Source organism: Paenibacillus sp. GCM10028914, assembly GCF_042666275.1.
GTDB lineage: Bacteria > Bacillota > Bacilli > Paenibacillales > Paenibacillaceae > Paenibacillus_AQ.
This window is the reverse complement of record NZ_JBHTFO010000008.1, coordinates 307,693-324,786: the sequence shown is the minus strand read 5'-3', so window position 1 is coordinate 324,786 and position 17,094 is coordinate 307,693. Positions and strand designations below refer to the sequence as shown.

Sequence of the window (17,094 nt, the reverse complement as noted above, 5' to 3'; positions counted from 1 at the left end):
GCCCTCAACCCAAAAAGCCCCCTTCGCCGTAATGGCGAAGAGGGCTTTTTCAAATCGGTTTAGTTCGTGTAGTTATCGAAATATCCTTGGATGAAGATGATCGGTGTACCTTTATCTCCACTTCCGGAAGTCAGGTCAGACAGGGAACCAATAAGGTCTGTCAATCTTCTAGGTGTTGTACCTTGTGCTTCCATGGAACCTACAAGATCGGTCTCTTTGTTGCTAATGTAATCGGAGATCGCTTGTTTAAGCTCTTCCCCGCGCAGATCAGCAAAGTTGTTATCCGCAAGATACTTCAGCTTCACTTCGTTAGGTGTTCCATCAAGTCCTGCTGTGTAAGCTGGGGATACAACGGGATCAGCAAGCTCCCAAATCTTACCCACAGGATCTTTGAATGCACCGTCGCCATAGATCATAACTTCAACGGTTTTACCCGTTTTCTCTTTCAGCATTTGCTGGATATTATCTACGATCGGCTGGCAATCACGTGGAAACAGCTTAACACTGTCTTCCGTTGATTTGTTGGAGCCAAGCAGACCATATTCTTCGTTACATCCGCTGCCATCAATCGAAGCAGACAAGATATTATCGAGGCTATAGATTTTATCTCCGCCGTTCGCCTTCAGAATTCTCTTCGTTCTATTTCTTGTATGAATATCACAAGTAAGAACGTTCTTGGTGTAGGATAGGATGGTTTTAGGGTTATTCGAGAAAATAACTTCACATTCCACACCATACTCTTCAATTAGTGATTTATAGTAATCGATATAATCAATACCCGTAAAGGTATGTTTCTTATATCCGAAATGTTCGCGGAATTGTTGTTCGGACAGAATATCAGTCCAAGGATTGATTCCTTTTTCATCAAGCATATCTAAATCCACCAAGTGGTTACCTACTTCGTCCGATGGATAGCTAAGCATGAGAACGACCTTCTTAGCCGCTCCTTTAGCAATACCACGAAGACAGATAGCGAAGCGATTTCGACTTAGGATTGGAAAAATAACGCCAATCGTTTCATCTCCGAATTTAGAGCTCACATCTTTTGCAATATGATCAATTGTAGCGTAGTTACCTTGAGCACGAGCAACGATGGATTCGGTTACTGTAACGATATCTCTATCGCTAATGCTGAATCCTTCAGCTTCAGATGCTTTTAATACGCTATCTACAACGATTTCCTCAATACGATCTCCTTGATTTACGATGGGACCACGGATACCTCTAACGACTGTTCCAACCATTCTTTCCAAATCTAATCGCGCTCCTTAGTTAAAAATTAATGGAAAATTACGCACTTATATTTGTAATATACCTCAATCTAATGATATAAGTGAAATTAATATATCAAATAATAGGTATAAGAGGTGCTTATGTTTTGAGTAAATTGGATTTATATAAAGTGTTTTGTAAGGTTGCCAAGAGCAGCAGCTTTTCCCAAGCAGCTAAAGATCTTTATATGACTCAACCGGCTGTGAGTCAGGCGATTATGCAATTGGAAAGAGAGCTGGATACGCGTCTGTTCACAAGAACGCCGAAAGGCGTTTCACTGACTAATGAGGGCAGTCTATTATATGAGTATGCCAATTCGGCGATGAATCTAATTCATGTCGGGGAAGAGAAAATTTTAGAGTTCAAGAACTTAACGACAGGCGAGTTGAAGATCGGTGTTGGTGATACAATTTCCCGATATTTTTTACTGCCCTATTTAGAAGCCTTTCATAATCGATATCCCAATATAAAGTTTAAGATTGTGAATGGAACAACGCTAGAGATATGCGGCATTATAAAATCAGGCGAAGTGGATATCGGCGTTTGTAATTTTCCACTTGCAGATCCTGCATTAGAAACCAGACCTTGTATGGATATTCAAGATATTTTTGTATGTGGAGAAAAATTCACAGAACTATTATCTGCTCCAGTTAGTCTTGAAGAGGTAGCCCAGCATCCATTAATCTTTCTTGAGACAAAATCTAATTCCAGACGGTATGTGGAGGATTATATGCTGTCTCAAGGAATAAAGATTTCGCCGGATTTTGAGCTGGGATCACACCATTTATTGCTCGAGTTCGCCAAGATAAATCTAGGAGTGGCTTGTGTAACGAAAGAATTCTCACGAGAATTTTTAGATAAGGGAGTAGTACATGAGGTACAGTTAACGCAGGAAATACCTAAGAGAAGCATCGGTGTATGCTTTTTAAAAAGTGTGTCTCTGTCACCAGCATCCATGAAATTCGTGGAGATATTAGAAAGCAGAGAGCTAAACCAATAACAAAAGAGTAATCCTTCAGCTTAGAAGTAGGGTTACGCTCTGTTTAGATTTTGAAACTATTCAGGCACTGCGCCTCTCCATGTAACATGAAACGGCCAACATATTCATGTAAATACTGGGAAACCTATAAAAGACGAAACCTTTTATTTCGTTCTTACGTCTAAAACATAGAAAAAAACATTACACAATCTAAGGAGATTACAACACATGAAGAAAAAACTATCACTCATTCTTATGCTAGCTATGGCATTTACCTTGGCGCTTAGCGCATGTTCCAGTAACAGCGATCAATCAGAGCCAGTGGAAAACAGCGATACAGCAAAGCCGATTGAATCTACAGTACCAGTAAAAGAAATGGTTGATAAGATGCTTACAGATATAGAGCAGCCTAATTTGATGGAGCTCGATGAAGAGATGGTGAAGCAGCAATATCATTTAGATCTTGGTCTGATTGAGGAATATTCGGTTAGAATTCCAATGATGAACGTGAAATCGAACGAACTTTCCATCCTAAAAGTGAAGGAAGAGAAAGATATTCCGGCGGTTGAGGAAGCAGTTAAACAACGTGCAGCTGATATACAAAAGTCATTCGAGCAATATCTTCCAGACCAATACGAGAACGCTAAGAACTATAAGCTTGTTACCAAAGGCAACTATATCCTCTTCGTTATTTCCGAAGAAGCGGATGCGTTCGTGAATTCATTCGAAAGTTTCTTTACACAACAGTAATTTCCCATGCTATTCAGCAGCCTGTTATTTCTATTCGTGTTCTTGCCCTTGGTCCTCGCGCTTTATTACATTTCGCCATGGCGAATTAAAAATCTGATCTTATTTATAAGCAGCCTTATATTCTATGCGTGGGGAGAGCCTGTATACATTGTTATCATGCTGATCTCCACCATCACAGATTACAGCTTCGGTCTACTCCTTAGTAGGCCGGGGCTAAGTGCTGTTCAGCGAAAATGGATTGTCGTAAGTTCCATCATCGTAAACTTGGGCTTACTCTCGTATTTCAAATACGCAGATTTTCTCATTGGGAATGTGAATGAGTTGCTCGGAACCAATATTCCGCTAACTGAATTGCCACTTCCCATCGGCATATCTTTTTATACGTTTCAATCGATGTCCTACATCATTGATGTATACCGGGGAACGGCGAAAGCACAGCGGAATTGGATTGACTTCGGTACATTCGTTGCCTTATTCCCGCAATTGGTCGCAGGTCCGATTATTCAATACAATTCCATTGCAGAACAGCTTCGCAAGCGTTCGATGAACATGGAGAAGTTTGCAGAAGGGGTTAGACGATTTACGATTGGACTCGCGAAAAAGGTGTTGCTAGCTAATAATATCGGTCTTCTCTGGGATACGATATCGAAGTCTGATCCAGGCTCTTTGCCAATGTTAACAGCATGGCTGGGTATCGTTGCATTTGCTTTCCAAATCTATTTCGACTTTAGCGGTTATTCCGATATGGCTATCGGTCTGGGTCTCATGTTTGGTTTCCAGTTTAACGAAAACTTCAACAAGCCTTATATCGCGCAAAGCATAACGGATTTTTGGCGTAGATGGCATATTTCGCTTAGCAGCTGGTTCCGAGATTACGTCTATATTCCGCTCGGAGGTAATCGGCGGGGACTCGGCATTCAAGTTCGTAATATTCTAGTGGTATGGATGCTCACGGGCATTTGGCATGGCGCAAGCTGGAATTTTTTATTGTGGGGATTGTACTTCGGTGTCATTCTTATCTTCGAAAAATGGTTTGGGTTACGGCTGCTGAGCCGCTTGCCACGCTTCGTTAGACATATGTATGCCATTTTCCTGATCCTTATCGGGTGGGTGTTGTTTGCCTTTGACCAGCTACCGGTGGTGTGGAGTTACTTACAAGCGCTGTTTGGTTTTAATCACCAACCTCTGCTAGACAATACGACCGTATACCTTATGTATACCAATGCGATTCTGATCCTTGTACTGATCATGGCTTCGATCCCAAGGAAACAGCTCATGAAACATGAGTCCAGGCATCTATTGTCTCTCATAGGATATGGCGTGTTATTCTTCCTATCGGTCGCTTACCTTGTAGACGCAACATTCAATCCATTCTTATATTTCCGATTCTAAGCAGGGAGGCTACAGTTCATGAAGCAAAGGGCAGACCGGTTACTCGTGTGGGGATTTGTTCTAACGTTATTTCTCATGTTGTTAGCCTTCCTCATCCTTCCGAAGGAACGGTTCTCTGAATTAGAAAATCGTGTGCTTCAGAGCGCTCCGAATCTGACATGGGACAATCTGTTGTCCAAAAAATATGCCGAAGACACTGAAAGTTTCGTAACAGACCACTTTCCGCTACGTTCCACATGGCTCGCTGTTAAATCGTCTGTTGAACAGCTACGGCTACAGCAGGAGAATAACGGAATTTATAAAGGGAACGCGGGGTATTTATTCGAGAAATTTGTAGAGCCTGATTATTCAAAGATTGAGAAGTATGCTGAAGCGATCAAGAAGTTCGCCCTTAGTCATCCCGAAGTGAACACTACCTTTATGCTCGCACCAACATCGGTTGGTATGTATCCAGATCGGTTGCCCGCATTTGCTCCCAATTACGATCAATCGAAGGTGAACCAGTATATCGGAAATTACATGCAGGGCAGTGTGCCGTTTATGGATGGATTTGATATTCTAAGGCCCCATGCATCCGAATCGATTTATTATCGAACGGATCATCATTGGACGACGAAGGGAGCTTATCTCGCTTATGTAGCTTATGCGGAGAAGATGGGCTGGCAGCCTCTGTCTGAGAAGGACTTCAACATTGAAATCGTGAGTCGTTCATTCCTGGGAAGTTATCATACCCGGAGTCAGTTTAATGGGGTAACGCCAGATTCGATTGAAGTCTATAAACCGGTTAAGCCTGTATCGACGGAGATGTATATTGCAGATACAGATGAGACGTTAACGAGTATGTACGATGCCAGCTTTTTAGAGAAGAAGGATCAATACTCCTACTTCTTAGGCGGTGTTCATGCCCTAATGAAGTTTACAAGCAAGCTTGATCCGCAAGTTGTTCAGCAAGAGAAGCTGTTAGTGATTAAAGATTCCTATGCACATAGCTTCATCCCATTCCTAACCTTGCATGTACCGGAAATTCATGTGATTGATATGCGTTATTATAACGGTAGCATTAGCGATTATATGTCCAAGAACGGGATTAAAGATGTGCTTCTGCTCTTCAATACGGCGACATTTATTGATAATTCGGCGCTCTTGAAACTGGATACGAAGAAATAAAGAGATGTTGCTTATGACATCTCTTTTTGTTATATCTCTAATCCTCTAGTTCGGGTAATATCACATCAATATGCCGGGGCATAACGCTGAGATTAAGGGGGAGGACAGGTCCTTCTTCACCGTCTACATTGGTACGGATGGTTTCTGAAGAGCTTATAGTCACATTCTTAGCAGTAAAATATATAACGTCATTATGGTCCTTCAGACTGCCCAATAACAAAGAGAGGCTTACTGAAAGGGTGCTGAATATACCTAGATCTTTAATGATAAAGCAGTGAAGCAGCCCATCATCCACAGCCGCATCAGGCGCCAGTTTCTCAAACCCTCCAACGGAGTTTGTCAGAGCGGCGAGAAAGAGCCGAGATTCCCCTTCCCATGTCTTTTCATCATAGCGAATGGACAGAGGATGCACAGGGTTGTTCATCAGTTCTTTGATGCCTTCCTTTAGATAGGCAAAAGCGCCGAGCTTTGATTTTTCATCTGACGATACGGCGGATAACGATTCAGCAATAGAACCTGCGGCAATGACGTTAACGAATAAGTGGTCATTTACGCAGCCCATATCTACTTTTTTCACTCTGGAAGAAGTCAGAGCCTGAATTGCTCTGCCCGGATCGAGAGGAATCTGTAATGCACGGGCGAAATCATTGACGGTTCCGAGCGGGACGATACCTAGCTTCGGACGGTGGGCCTGATTGATCAGGCCATTAATGGTTTCATGAAGCGTACCGTCTCCGCCGAGAGAAACGACAAGATCGTAACATTGCTCGCAAGCAGTAGTACAAAAGCGGGTTGCATCCCGTTCTTTTTGCGTTTCATTGACCGTAACCTCATATCCTTGTTCATTCAAAGTTTCTTGTATGTTTCCTACATAATTCAGAGATTCTTCTTTACCTGATGAGGGATTAATAATGATCATGGCCTGTTTCATGCATATATTCCTCTCTATATGTATTCGAAGTAGTCTAGAAGGTACTTACTATTTACCCGAAAACGGAAACAAAGAAAATCAAAGAATTAATTTAAAGGTATCTATATACATGCTTCATATAGGGTAATGATTAAAGTTCTGATAACATGAAGTAAACGAGGGAGGTGGGGAGTCATTATCTATAAATCCGCTCCGTACATTTTTTTTGTTGGAATGATTATGATTGTTATGGATGGTTTCTGGATCATGGATACATATGAAACGTATGATGCCTATCCGAAAGAAGCATGGATTTACTTGCTTCTCGGAATATGCCTAATGACGATTGCTTACTGGATCATTCAGCGTAATGATAAGCGAGATATTCAGATAAAGAATGACAAAGATAATCGGGTTATTATCGATAAGATTTGGAGACAAGGATCAGACATTGGAAGTAAACTATTCGTAATTCTTCTAGTCTTACTCGTAATCATTTCAATTTTTGATTTTAGTATGGTTTTAAGACTGATAAATCCATTGATATTCTTGGGGATGGTCGGATATTGGTTCCTATTCGTTATGCATGATGAGGGTAAAGAGATGGCTGAGGAAGACCTGCAGCCCGAAGGCCATACAATGCGTAAATTCCTGCGAATGATTGATTACAGAGAACATCCCTTCAGCTTGCCGTTGATTCTATTTATGATGATTATCATGACTTTTTTGCTTTCTAAGTCTCTCGGATTCATGCTGTACTTGGAGGTTGGAGGTAACCCTAGATATGTAATGAGTTTACCATCTGGTACAACAATCACATCTGGATTAGCTTTTGCCTGTGGGTTTATCTATATCAATCATCAATGTGACTTCTTTGGGATTCGCCGATCGAAACAGAGTGATTATAAGGTACTACGAATTCACTTCGCTGGAATAATCATTTGTGGAGCAACTTTTTTAATCTGGTTCATTACATTGTGCATAGCTTTGTTTAATATTTAGGCAGGTGATGGTGTTTCTAGAGTGCTAGGGTATAATCTTACATAGCTGATCATAGGATAGTGTTTGGGGTATCCTAAAATATTCCAATATATGCTAAACTAGAAATAATATTAGTAGGGGAGGCATTTTATTTGTTAGGACGTAGCGGAAATCCAACACTGAATGAAGACACATTTGAGAAGAGTAGGCATTATAGTGATCAAGAGGTCATGACAATTGGTGGAACGGTGAATAAATCGTTCATGCTATTAGCGCTGCTCATAGGAGCGGCAGTCATCTCATGGGTCATGTTTTTTAATGGATACGATGTATTTCCATTCATTATTGGCGGAGCAATTGCGGGTCTGATCCTCGCACTGATTATCAGCTTTGCCCCAAGGACAGCACCATTTCTGGCGCCGATTTATGCAGTAGTGGAGGGATTATTGCTAGGAGCTCTATCTGCTAATTATGAATCTTTGTATTACGGAATTACCTTGCAGGCCGCTTTGCTAACCATGTGTATATTCCTAGGCATGCTACTTGCTTACAAATTCGGGCTGATCAAAGCAACTGCTGGATTCAAGAAGGGTATTATAGCAGCTACAATAGGTATTATGCTTGTTTACTTGCTTAGCTTTGTACTTGGAATGTTTGGTGTGACTGTACCTTATTTGCATGACAGCACGCCAATTGGGATCGGAATTTCGGTCGTTATCATCATAATCGCTGCTTTGAATTTCATACTCGACTTCAATTTTATTGAAGAAGGCGCACGTGGCGGGGCACCGAAATACATGGAGTGGTACGGCTCCTTTGGTTTATTGGTTACCCTTGTATGGCTGTATATTGAAATCATTCGTTTGCTTTCGAAGCTGGCGAGTCGGGATTAAATTGTATAGTTGCACCATTAATCGCTGCCCAGGAATGTCTTAGGCAGCGATTTTTGTGTTTGTGAGGACATGCGTCGTAAATGCTCAATAGAATAATAAATTTCCGCTAGTAAACCCTATAAGAGTCCAACTTATGTTTATATAAAGAGTAGATAATGAAATGATTAACTATGCTTGAAGAAGGAGAACCAAGTGACAAATGATAAATCAGTGTTAGATATAGGATGGAACTTCGATAATAGTTACGCTGAGCTGCCGGATTTATTTTTTACTAAGCAGAATCCTGTTCCTGTTCGTGCACCCAAAATGGTGGTGTTTAATGAGCAACTGGCTTCCTCTATGGGGCTAAATGCAGAGGCACTGCAAAGCGATGAGGGAGCTGCCGTGTTAGCAGGCAACCAGATTCCGGATGGAGCGGCACCGCTAGCTAAGGCTTATGCTGGACATCAATTTGGCTATTTGACGATGCTTGGCGATGGGCGAGCCATCCTGCTCGGTGAACAGATCACACCACAGGGTGAGCGGATGGATGTGGAGCTAAAAGGATCAGGCCGAACCCCATACTCCCGAGGAGGAGACGGGCGTGCAGCTCTTGGGCCGATGCTGCGCGAATATATAATCAGCGAGTCCATGCATGCCCTGGGGATTCCTACGACCCGCAGCCTAGCTGTGGTCGCTACAGGTCAGCCCGTTACTCGTGAACGGGAATTACCAGGCGCTATTTTAACCCGTGTTGCAGCTAGTCATCTGCGCGTAGGTACGTTCCAATACGCTAGGGGAGCGGGTACAACCGATGATCTTCGGACGCTTGCCAATTATGCTTTGGAGAGACATTATCCTGATGCGGATTTCAGTACAGGTCAGAACCGCTATCTCGTCTTCCTTCAGGAAGTAATTAAGCGCCAAGCGTCTCTGATTGCGAAGTGGCAGCTTGTTGGTTTTATTCACGGGGTAATGAATACGGATAATATGACGATCAGCGGCGAAACGATCGATTATGGCCCGTGTGCCTTCATGGATAGCTTTGACCCGGCGACGGTATTTAGCTCCATTGATGCTCAAGGGCGTTATGCTTATGGCAATCAGCCTTCAATTGGTGCGTGGAATCTTTCAAGATTAGCGGAGGCGCTGCTGCCATTACTGCATGAAGAGGAAGAGCAAGCCATTAAGCTAGCTGAGACTGCGCTTGAAGAGTACAGCGGATTGTATTACAATCACTGGCTTGCGGGAATGAGATCAAAGCTGGGTATCTTTCATGCAGAAGAGCAGGATGAAGCTCTTATTAAAGAACTTCTTGGCATGATGAAGAAGCATCGGACAGACTATACGAATACATTCGGGGCATTAACGCTGGATCAGCCTGAGGATACGGTACTGTTTGGTACTGAGGAATTTACTTCATGGTATGAGCAGTGGCAAGCTAGACTTGAGCGGCAGCAGGAATCTAAGGCATCGGCGCAGGAGTTGATGCGTAGTAGTAATCCCGCGATTATTCCTCGGAATCACCGGGTGGAAGAGGCGCTGAAAGCGGCGGAGGAACAGGGGGATTACAGCGTGATGGAACGATTGCTTGGTGCGCTTTCGCAGCCTTATGCGTATTCGCCTGAACAGGCAGAATATGCTGCCGTACCGGAGTTTGAACAGTCCTGTGCGTATCGTACCTATTGTGGAACCTAGTAAATCACAATGAAAAGATTACGGATGGTGAGCTTGAAGATGAATATAAATGTTGATCAACAAGGAAATTCTAAGGTTGCAGTTATTGAGAGTCCTGACATCATCATACATGATGTTCAGGACGCAATGGATTTGATGGCTTCGATTCAATATAACCAGGATTGCTCTAAAATCATGATTAACCAATCGAATGTGACGGAGCAATAAGGAAGATGCACTTCGCGCGCTACATAGTGTTACTTAATTTATACGAAATCTAAGAAAGAAGGCCCGCATGATCCTGGGCGATGGCTCAGGATCTGCGGGCCTTTTCATGTTACTTTGGATAGACCTCGGAGTTTAGCTTAAGTGGCAAAAAGACGTATTCTCCCTGCTGTACCGTCTCACATTTGCGCACTGAAATAGGGTGTTTAAAGATAGGACCATCGATGACGGTTGTATGAAACTCGCCGCCTTCGCCGCATGGATCAATACCTCGCTCCTCGAGCTCTTTTATATATTCATGGGTTAAGATTCTCCCTAAATCCTCTTCTCGCATACCTAAAGATAGGTTTACCGTAACTACGATCGTGGTAAATCCGAGATTAATAAATTCCTCAACAGCTTCTTTATGGTCCATCTCCCATAGCGGCATTCCGAGTTTTAATCCCGCATTCTTCGTAACCTTGTCGTGCCAGCAACCATGAGCAGGCATATCGAGGTCACCTGTTACCAACACCTCAGCACCTTGATTCTTACCTTGTGCCAAGAGCCCCATAAATGCTTGCTCATAATCTGTCCAACTTGCCGCTGCCGTGTATACCGGTAAACCGATTGATTCTGCCTGGGCATAAATGAGTTCGGGAGGCATGCCGTGAGATCTGGAACGGGTTCCTTCTTCCTCAAGCATTACGATGAGCCCCACGGCTTCACCCGATTGCATCGCTTTATAGAGAGCTAAGACACTATCTTTTCCTCCACTAAAAGAAGCGATGAATTTTCGACCGTGCGCACCGTTTTTCCAATCTGTATTTTGCATGTATGATTATCCCCTTAAAAGTATGAAGTTTATATATGAATTTAACCTTCTACATAAGGGACAAATTTTTTATTGATGATGTTTTCCCAACCATCGTTCATCACTTCACGAATGGCAGCGTGTGGTTGTCCGAATTCGGTCACTTTTGCAGCATCCCAGCCGGAATGAATGAGCGTGAACTCGGTTTGTTCACCTTCCAGTTGTTTTATTTCAAAAGTAAGATTCCAATCCTTACCCCAATTGAAGCTAACTCGTTTCAGAGGGGAGACTTCGGTTACCGTACAAGGTGAATCTCCAAATTGACCTGCATGCAGTAAAAATTCATAACCGACCATAGGTTCAAACGTATTAGCCATCCACCAATCTGCTATTCCCTCCGATGTGGAAACAGCGGACCATACTTTCTGAGCGGGAGCTTGAACAACAACGGTTTTTCGGATTTCTGGTATATCTTGTGTATGCATAAATTTAACCTCCATTATAAAATGACACCCAAGGGTGCCATTCACGATAATAACACGCTTCCGCGCTATGAATAAACCCGAACTCGGTATGGAAAGCTTAGTTTAACAGCTGTAGTGTGTCCTTTATTATTGTACTTATCCTTGGAATGGACGAAAATTATACTATGTTAGAATGTACTGTATGAGTATAGAATATGGAATGGAGAAGATGAATCAATGTCTAATTTACCTAATTGTCCAAAATGTAATTCAGAATACACATATGAAGATGGAATCCTGCTGGTATGCCCGGAATGCGCTTATGAATGGAACCCAGAAGCGGAGAAGGAAGCGGATGAGGATAGCAAAGTTATCCGTGATGCGAACGGCAATGTTCTGCAAGATGGCGATTCGGTAACCGTGATCAAAGACCTCAAAGTAAAAGGGAGCTCTTCTGTTCTGAAGATCGGAACAAAAGTGAAGAATATTCGTCTGGTTGATGGAGATCATAATATCGATTGTAAAATTGACGGCTTTGGAGCGATGAAGTTAAAATCTGAATTTGTTAAGAAGATTTAAATACCATAAATTACAAGAACACCCTGTTTCTTAAATCCCTTTCATGGGACTATAGGAACAGGGTTTTTTTACTGTGAGAAAATCAGTCTGAATTCGATTATTATGCTGAAATCTGATTTTCTTGTTGTATATAGGATATAGGTAATGAAAATGAGGGTAGGAGACTACAGAGACTAATCTAAATGACCTGAGTTTTGATATGGTTCTAACGATTCATGCGTAAAAATATATTACTATGTTACTGTTTGTAATACATTGGAAAACTTCATAGGCAAACCTATGGAAACATAGGGACGCAAAGCTATAGGGACTAAGGTCTAATCAGACGATGTCAGCCAGTTGCCAAAGAGTATATTATGCTTTTTGTTATTTAAGGTTTAATAAAAATTAAGTCTTAATTTTTATGGAAACTTTTATGCGAAATCAGGCTACTCTTCGGGGTAGTTTTTTTAATGCGTTCTTTAGTTCATATGACATATTTATTTTAACTTACCAGGGGGAAATCGTATGAAAAAGATGATCGCAATTGCAACATCAGCAGCCATGCTAGCTAGCTTTTCAGGTGGAGTAGGTCCTGTTATGGCAAGTGAAATTCAGAACTTAAGTGCAGTGAAAACCGTATTAGAGAGCCAGGTCAAGACAAGTAGTAATGCGGCTGTAACTCCGTTTGATTTATACGGTAAGGAGCTCCTTAGTGCGTATAATGATGTTTTTAAACTTGCGCGCACCCAAATTAAATCGATCACGAATAACGGTGGAAACTATCCAAACTCTTCGATCGATAAAGCGATCGATGGAGATATGGCGACACACTGGGAGACAGGCAGACCGAACAGCGCAACCTTTACGAATGAGGTCATTGTACAGTTTAATGAGTCCGCTGTTTTGAATCGAGTTGTATATGCGCCAAGGGTAACGGGGGCTCCAGGTAAGGGCTTTGCACAAGAGTTTGATATTTACGGATCAACCTCCGATACAGGCAGTCAGTTCACGCTCGTTACATCGGGGGAATATAAAGGATCGACCGTAGATGTTATTGAAATTCAGTTTCCTTCTACCGAGTTTAAACGAATCAAATTTGTATTCAAAAAAGCAAAGCAAGACTGGGCTAGCGCAGGAGAGTTTGTTTTTTATAAAGAAGATCAAGTCCGTGATGCGGTTAAAAATCTATTTACGGACAACACGATGAGTGCGGTCGCACCAGAATATAATAGTGTCGCTAAAATCAACGAATTGGATAACGCAGCTAAAGCACATCCGCTCTATCCGATGCTGAAAGAATCTCTCGATTTAGCTAAAAAGATAGTGAACGGCGAGGTTCAGTTAGAAGGAACGATCATTACAGCAGAACAACATGGAAATATGAAAAAGCATGCGGTAGACAACTTAAGATTCGGTTTGGGTACGAATAACCAGCCTACAGGATTTGCTGCTATGCCTGGTGATCAGATCAATGTCTATGTAGATGTGGATAAGAATTCTAGCGATAAGTTACCATCTCTTGTATTCAGCCAACAAGAGGGATCTTGGTCCAGTTGGGCAAGGGGAGTACAGCTCCGCCCAGGCAAGAACACCATTACGGTGCCTGAAATCGCGACAGATAACAATTATGCTCACCCTGTAACGAAAGGTGGACCCGTCTATATCGTCAATCCTTATACACCTGAAGAACAAGGGGAGGCACCAAGGATCCGATTTGAGGGGCTGCAAGAGATACCTCTCATGACCAAGAGTACAGATCCCGAGCAGTTCAAGTCCTTCTTAACTGAATACAAACAACAACTTGATGCAGACAAAGCTGCTCATCCGAATGTTCAAGATCGGAAACTCATTGATGTTGTTGAAATGGTCAGTGATCGCATCATTTTTACCAGCACGGCAAGTGAAGCTTATAAGCAATTCGTTACACAAGGCCGCAGCCCTATGGAGACCTTAACAGGCTATGATTATTGGATGCAGAAGAACTTTGATTTCTATGGTTTGGATGGCCGTAGTGAAAATCATGATCCCAAACTTATCAGAGAAAATATTCGATTGATGCAGCCCTATGGAGCGATGTATGCAGCGGGTGACCATACAGGGATACAAATCGGCACAGTAGCGTTGATGTTAGCTGATTTCAAGGTAACTTATCCGGGTTGGGGACTAACGCATGAGATTGGGCATCGCATGGCAGTTGGCGAACGGGAATATGGTGAAGTGACGAACAATATGTTATCGATGATGATGTCTATCGATTATGACTCCATAGATAAGCGAATTCCGTTCGAGAACATTTATAAATATGTTATTGAAGAGAATAAAGTCGTTATGAGTCAGCAGGGTTTATCCGAAAGACTAGGTGCATTTTGGCAATTGGAGCTTGCTCACCCTGGATACTGGAATGAACTGAACAGCTTGTATCGGGAACGGAAACTGTCCCTTCCTAACGGGGATAACTCGAAGCAGCAGTATCTCGTTGAACTTTCTTCAGAGGTGCTAGGGCAAGATTTAAGCAGCTTTTTTGCTAGACATGGTTTTACAGTGAATTCTGAAACCAAAGCGAAAGTAGCGGTCTATCCGGCTCCTAAGAAACTATGGTATTTAAACAACACGGTCGTGAATTACAAAGGAACGGGATTTGTAGACCAAGCGGCTACGATCAAGACGGATATAAGTATGAATGCATCCGCTGCAACCAATACACTAACTTTTAATATGGATAAGGCATATAAGGAAGATCTCCTAGGATATGAGGTTTATAGAGACGATCAATTAGTAGGGTTTACGAGTACAGATAAATTCGTGGATCAGAATGTAGATCATAGTGTGAATTATACCTATAAGGTCGTAGCCTACGATAAAACACTAAACACGCTGACTCCCGTCGAATTTAAAGCTTTTAAACCCGTGCTATCTGTTGAGGACCATATTACGCTGAAGCTAAATCAAGCTTTTGATCCTTTGAACGATGTGAAGGCAACAACGTATCAGGGCAATGATATAACGAATGACGTCGTTGTGAAATCGAGTAATGTAGATCTAACGCAAAAGGGAAATTATCAAATTGTCTATGAAGTGAAGAGTTCAGGAGTCGTAGAAACCAAAACGACAGATGTTACTGTAACGGGTGATTATGTGTACGCCTCGGACTTGAATGCAGTATCAGCAAGTGTCGGCTGGAGTGAGTTCAAGAAAGATAAAGCGCCTGCTGGCAGCATAATTACGCTTATTAGACAAGGTTTGGACGTAACTTATGCGAAAGGCTTGGGTGTACATGCAAACTCTGAAGTCATCTACAATATGGAGAACAAAAGCTATGATTTCTTTGAAAGTTATATCGGCATCGATCAGGCAATGAAAGGAAAACGCTCCTCTGCAACATTTGAAGTATACGTGGATGGAGTAAAGAAATTTGAGAGTGATAAATTCGGATCTGGAACGGAGCATAAATTCGTACAGGTTCCTGTCACGGGTGCTAAAGAAATTAAGCTGGTTACTACAAATGCACAAGATAATGGTAATGAAGCAGACCACACGGTATGGGCAGATGCAAAATTCATAATCCAAAGTAGTGCACCTGAGCTTACGATCCCGGCGTCTAAATCGACGAAGGTAGGTCAGGCAATCCCACTGGGAGAAAGTTATTCTGCTAAAGATTCCGAAGATGGGGATTTAACGGCACAAGTGGTTGTAACAGGAGAAGATCACATTAACTTTAACCGAGCTGGGGAATATGAGATTACGTATACGGTAACAGACCGTGATGGAAACACGGTAACAAAGACTCGAACAATTGCTGTTGTAAACATGGACGATTATCAGTATCTAACCGATTATGAATGGAAGTCTACTCAGAACAGTTACACAGCGCCAAAGAAGGATCTATCGACCAGTGGTAGAGCATTAAGATTAACGGATGATAATAATCGCGAAGTGGCTTACGAAAGAGGGATTGGTGCGCACGCGAATTCTACGATCGTATATGATTTAAGTGATAAGAATATGGATTACTTTACCTCGTATGTAGGCGTAGACCGTCAAATGTACGGATCAGTTGGCTCTGTAAGCTTCGAAGTCTATGTGGACGGAGAGAAAAGATTTGATAGTGGACTCATGAACTCCAAAGATCCGCAGAAATTCATCGAAGTGGATATAAACGGTGCGAAAGAACTTAAATTAGTCGTTACCGATGGTGGTAATGGGATCGGATCCGACCATGCAACATGGGGTAATGCCAAATTACATTTTGCTAATGCAGATCACATTTACACGCTGGATCTACAACAAGCGATTACAGAAGCCAAGGTTATAAATTCGGAGCGTTACACGGCCGAGAGCTTTGCGGCATTAAGTAATCAGATTGCGAATGCGGAGGCGGCTCTGGCTAACCCTGCCGTTACCCAAGGCGAAATTGATGCTGCGGTGGCAGCATTAATGTCAGCAATAGAAGGTTTAGTTGAAGTGGATTTGACCCAGGTGATTGCGATACCGGACAGATACTTAAGTGATAGCATCAAGAAGACGTTAGGGATCACCGGAGAGATCACGTTAGGTGATATGTATAACCTGACCACATTAACGGATGCAACAGGAAGAATACGTTCTCTGACGGGTATGGAGTATGCTAAGAATTTAGTAACACTAAATATTACAGGCAATGGAGTTACGGATTTCTCTCCGCTGCAAGGTTTAACTCAATTAAACCTCATCGCAGATCCTCAGTTTGTTGAAGTAGGCTTATTGGAAGGGCCGATTGTAGAAATTGAGAACCTGGTTACAGGACGAGACGGAAATAAAGTTGTACCGTATACTGCCGGAGTTAGACATAACAAGTCATTGAAAGAGATTATGTTCGATGTGAATACATGGGCTGCTAACCCTAATCAGTTCGCAATTGATCTTTCAAACGAGGAAAAAGGATATTACACACTCTCGCTATCATACCTCGTTGAAGGCAATAACGTACACTTAATATACTTGGTACAGAATAAATAAGCAGGTGTAGAATGAGCGCCAGTAGATAATCTATGGATCTAATAGGTTATTTACTG

The 17,094-nt window shown here is 42.3% G+C and carries 14 protein-coding genes and 1 riboswitch; of the genes, 10 read left to right on the top strand and 4 right to left on the bottom strand.

Annotated features, from left to right (window positions below; all coding sequences use genetic code 11):
• Positions 1–59: 59 nt before the first annotated feature.
• Positions 60–1,253, bottom strand: coding sequence for a coenzyme F420-0:L-glutamate ligase (locus ACFQV5_RS07915; RefSeq protein ID WP_379245384.1), 1,194 nt, complete (start codon positions 1,251–1,253; stop codon positions 60–62).
• Between the two features lie 125 nt (positions 1,254–1,378).
• On the opposite strand from ACFQV5_RS07915, the gene ACFQV5_RS07910 reads away from it, so the two are divergent.
• From ACFQV5_RS07910 to ACFQV5_RS07895, 4 genes are all read left to right on the top strand, one after another.
• The gene (locus ACFQV5_RS07910) at positions 1,379–2,272 is read left to right on the top strand and encodes a LysR family transcriptional regulator (protein WP_379245382.1); all 894 of its coding nucleotides are present in this window, start codon (positions 1,379–1,381) and stop codon (positions 2,270–2,272) included.
• Positions 2,273–2,479: 207 nt separating this feature from the next.
• A complete protein-coding gene (locus tag ACFQV5_RS07905; RefSeq protein WP_379245380.1) occupies positions 2,480–3,001 on the top strand; it encodes a DUF4358 domain-containing protein in 522 nt (173 codons plus the stop codon).
• Between the two features lie 6 nt (positions 3,002–3,007).
• The gene (locus ACFQV5_RS07900; RefSeq protein ID WP_379245378.1) at positions 3,008–4,393 is read left to right on the top strand and encodes an MBOAT family O-acyltransferase; all 1,386 of its coding nucleotides are present in this window, start codon (positions 3,008–3,010) and stop codon (positions 4,391–4,393) included.
• 18 nt (positions 4,394–4,411) lie between these two features.
• Positions 4,412–5,560, top strand: coding sequence for a DHHW family protein (locus tag ACFQV5_RS07895; protein WP_379245376.1), 1,149 nt, complete (start codon positions 4,412–4,414; stop codon positions 5,558–5,560).
• A 37-nt stretch (positions 5,561–5,597) separates the two neighbouring features.
• Here ACFQV5_RS07895 and ACFQV5_RS07890 read toward each other — a convergent pair whose 3' ends face one another.
• Entirely contained in the window at positions 5,598–6,491 is an 894-nt protein-coding gene (locus ACFQV5_RS07890; RefSeq protein ID WP_379245374.1) for a diacylglycerol/lipid kinase family protein, read from the bottom strand.
• Positions 6,492–6,737: 246 nt separating this feature from the next.
• Between ACFQV5_RS07890 and ACFQV5_RS07885 the strand changes: the two genes are divergently transcribed.
• The 4 genes from ACFQV5_RS07885 to ACFQV5_RS07870 all read left to right on the top strand — a co-directional run bounded on the left by ACFQV5_RS07885 (position 6,738) and on the right by ACFQV5_RS07870 (position 10,228).
• Positions 6,738–7,472 carry a hypothetical protein gene (locus ACFQV5_RS07885; RefSeq protein WP_379245372.1) on the top strand — a complete coding sequence of 245 codons (735 nt, stop codon included), beginning with the start codon at positions 6,738–6,740 and terminating at the stop codon, positions 7,470–7,472.
• A 131-nt stretch (positions 7,473–7,603) separates the two neighbouring features.
• A complete protein-coding gene (locus ACFQV5_RS07880) occupies positions 7,604–8,344 on the top strand; it encodes a Bax inhibitor-1/YccA family protein (RefSeq protein ID WP_379245370.1) in 741 nt (246 codons plus the stop codon).
• Positions 8,345–8,536: 192 nt separating this feature from the next.
• Positions 8,537–10,021 (top strand): protein adenylyltransferase SelO, encoded by a 1,485-nt coding sequence (locus ACFQV5_RS07875; RefSeq protein WP_379245368.1) that lies wholly within the window; start codon positions 8,537–8,539, stop codon positions 10,019–10,021.
• Between the two features lie 39 nt (positions 10,022–10,060).
• Positions 10,061–10,228, top strand: a complete 168-nt coding sequence (locus ACFQV5_RS07870; RefSeq protein ID WP_379245366.1) for a DUF4180 domain-containing protein — start codon at positions 10,061–10,063, stop codon at positions 10,226–10,228.
• A gap of 109 nt (positions 10,229–10,337) precedes the next feature.
• Here ACFQV5_RS07870 and ACFQV5_RS07865 read toward each other — a convergent pair whose 3' ends face one another.
• Together ACFQV5_RS07865 and ACFQV5_RS07860 are read right to left on the bottom strand one after the other, a co-directional pair.
• Positions 10,338–11,039: a Dph6-related ATP pyrophosphatase gene (locus ACFQV5_RS07865; protein WP_379245364.1), complete on the bottom strand. Its 702-nt coding sequence runs from the start codon at positions 11,037–11,039 to the stop codon at positions 10,338–10,340.
• Between the two features lie 41 nt (positions 11,040–11,080).
• Entirely contained in the window at positions 11,081–11,503 is a 423-nt protein-coding gene (locus ACFQV5_RS07860; protein WP_379245362.1) for an SRPBCC family protein, read from the bottom strand.
• Positions 11,504–11,719: 216 nt separating this feature from the next.
• Here ACFQV5_RS07860 and ACFQV5_RS07855 point away from each other — a divergent pair, with 216 nt between their 5' ends.
• Both ACFQV5_RS07855 and ACFQV5_RS07850 read left to right on the top strand, forming a co-directional pair.
• Positions 11,720–12,061 carry a zinc ribbon domain-containing protein YjdM gene (locus ACFQV5_RS07855; protein ID WP_379245360.1) on the top strand — a complete coding sequence of 114 codons (342 nt, stop codon included), beginning with the start codon at positions 11,720–11,722 and terminating at the stop codon, positions 12,059–12,061.
• 260 nt (positions 12,062–12,321) lie between these two features.
• A riboswitch (cyclic di-GMP riboswitch) is annotated at positions 12,322–12,408 on the top strand.
• Between the two features lie 160 nt (positions 12,409–12,568).
• On the top strand, positions 12,569–17,038 hold the full coding sequence (locus ACFQV5_RS07850; RefSeq protein WP_379245358.1) for an NPCBM/NEW2 domain-containing protein: 4,470 nt from the start codon (positions 12,569–12,571) through the stop codon (positions 17,036–17,038).
• Positions 17,039–17,094: the final 56 nt, after the last annotated feature.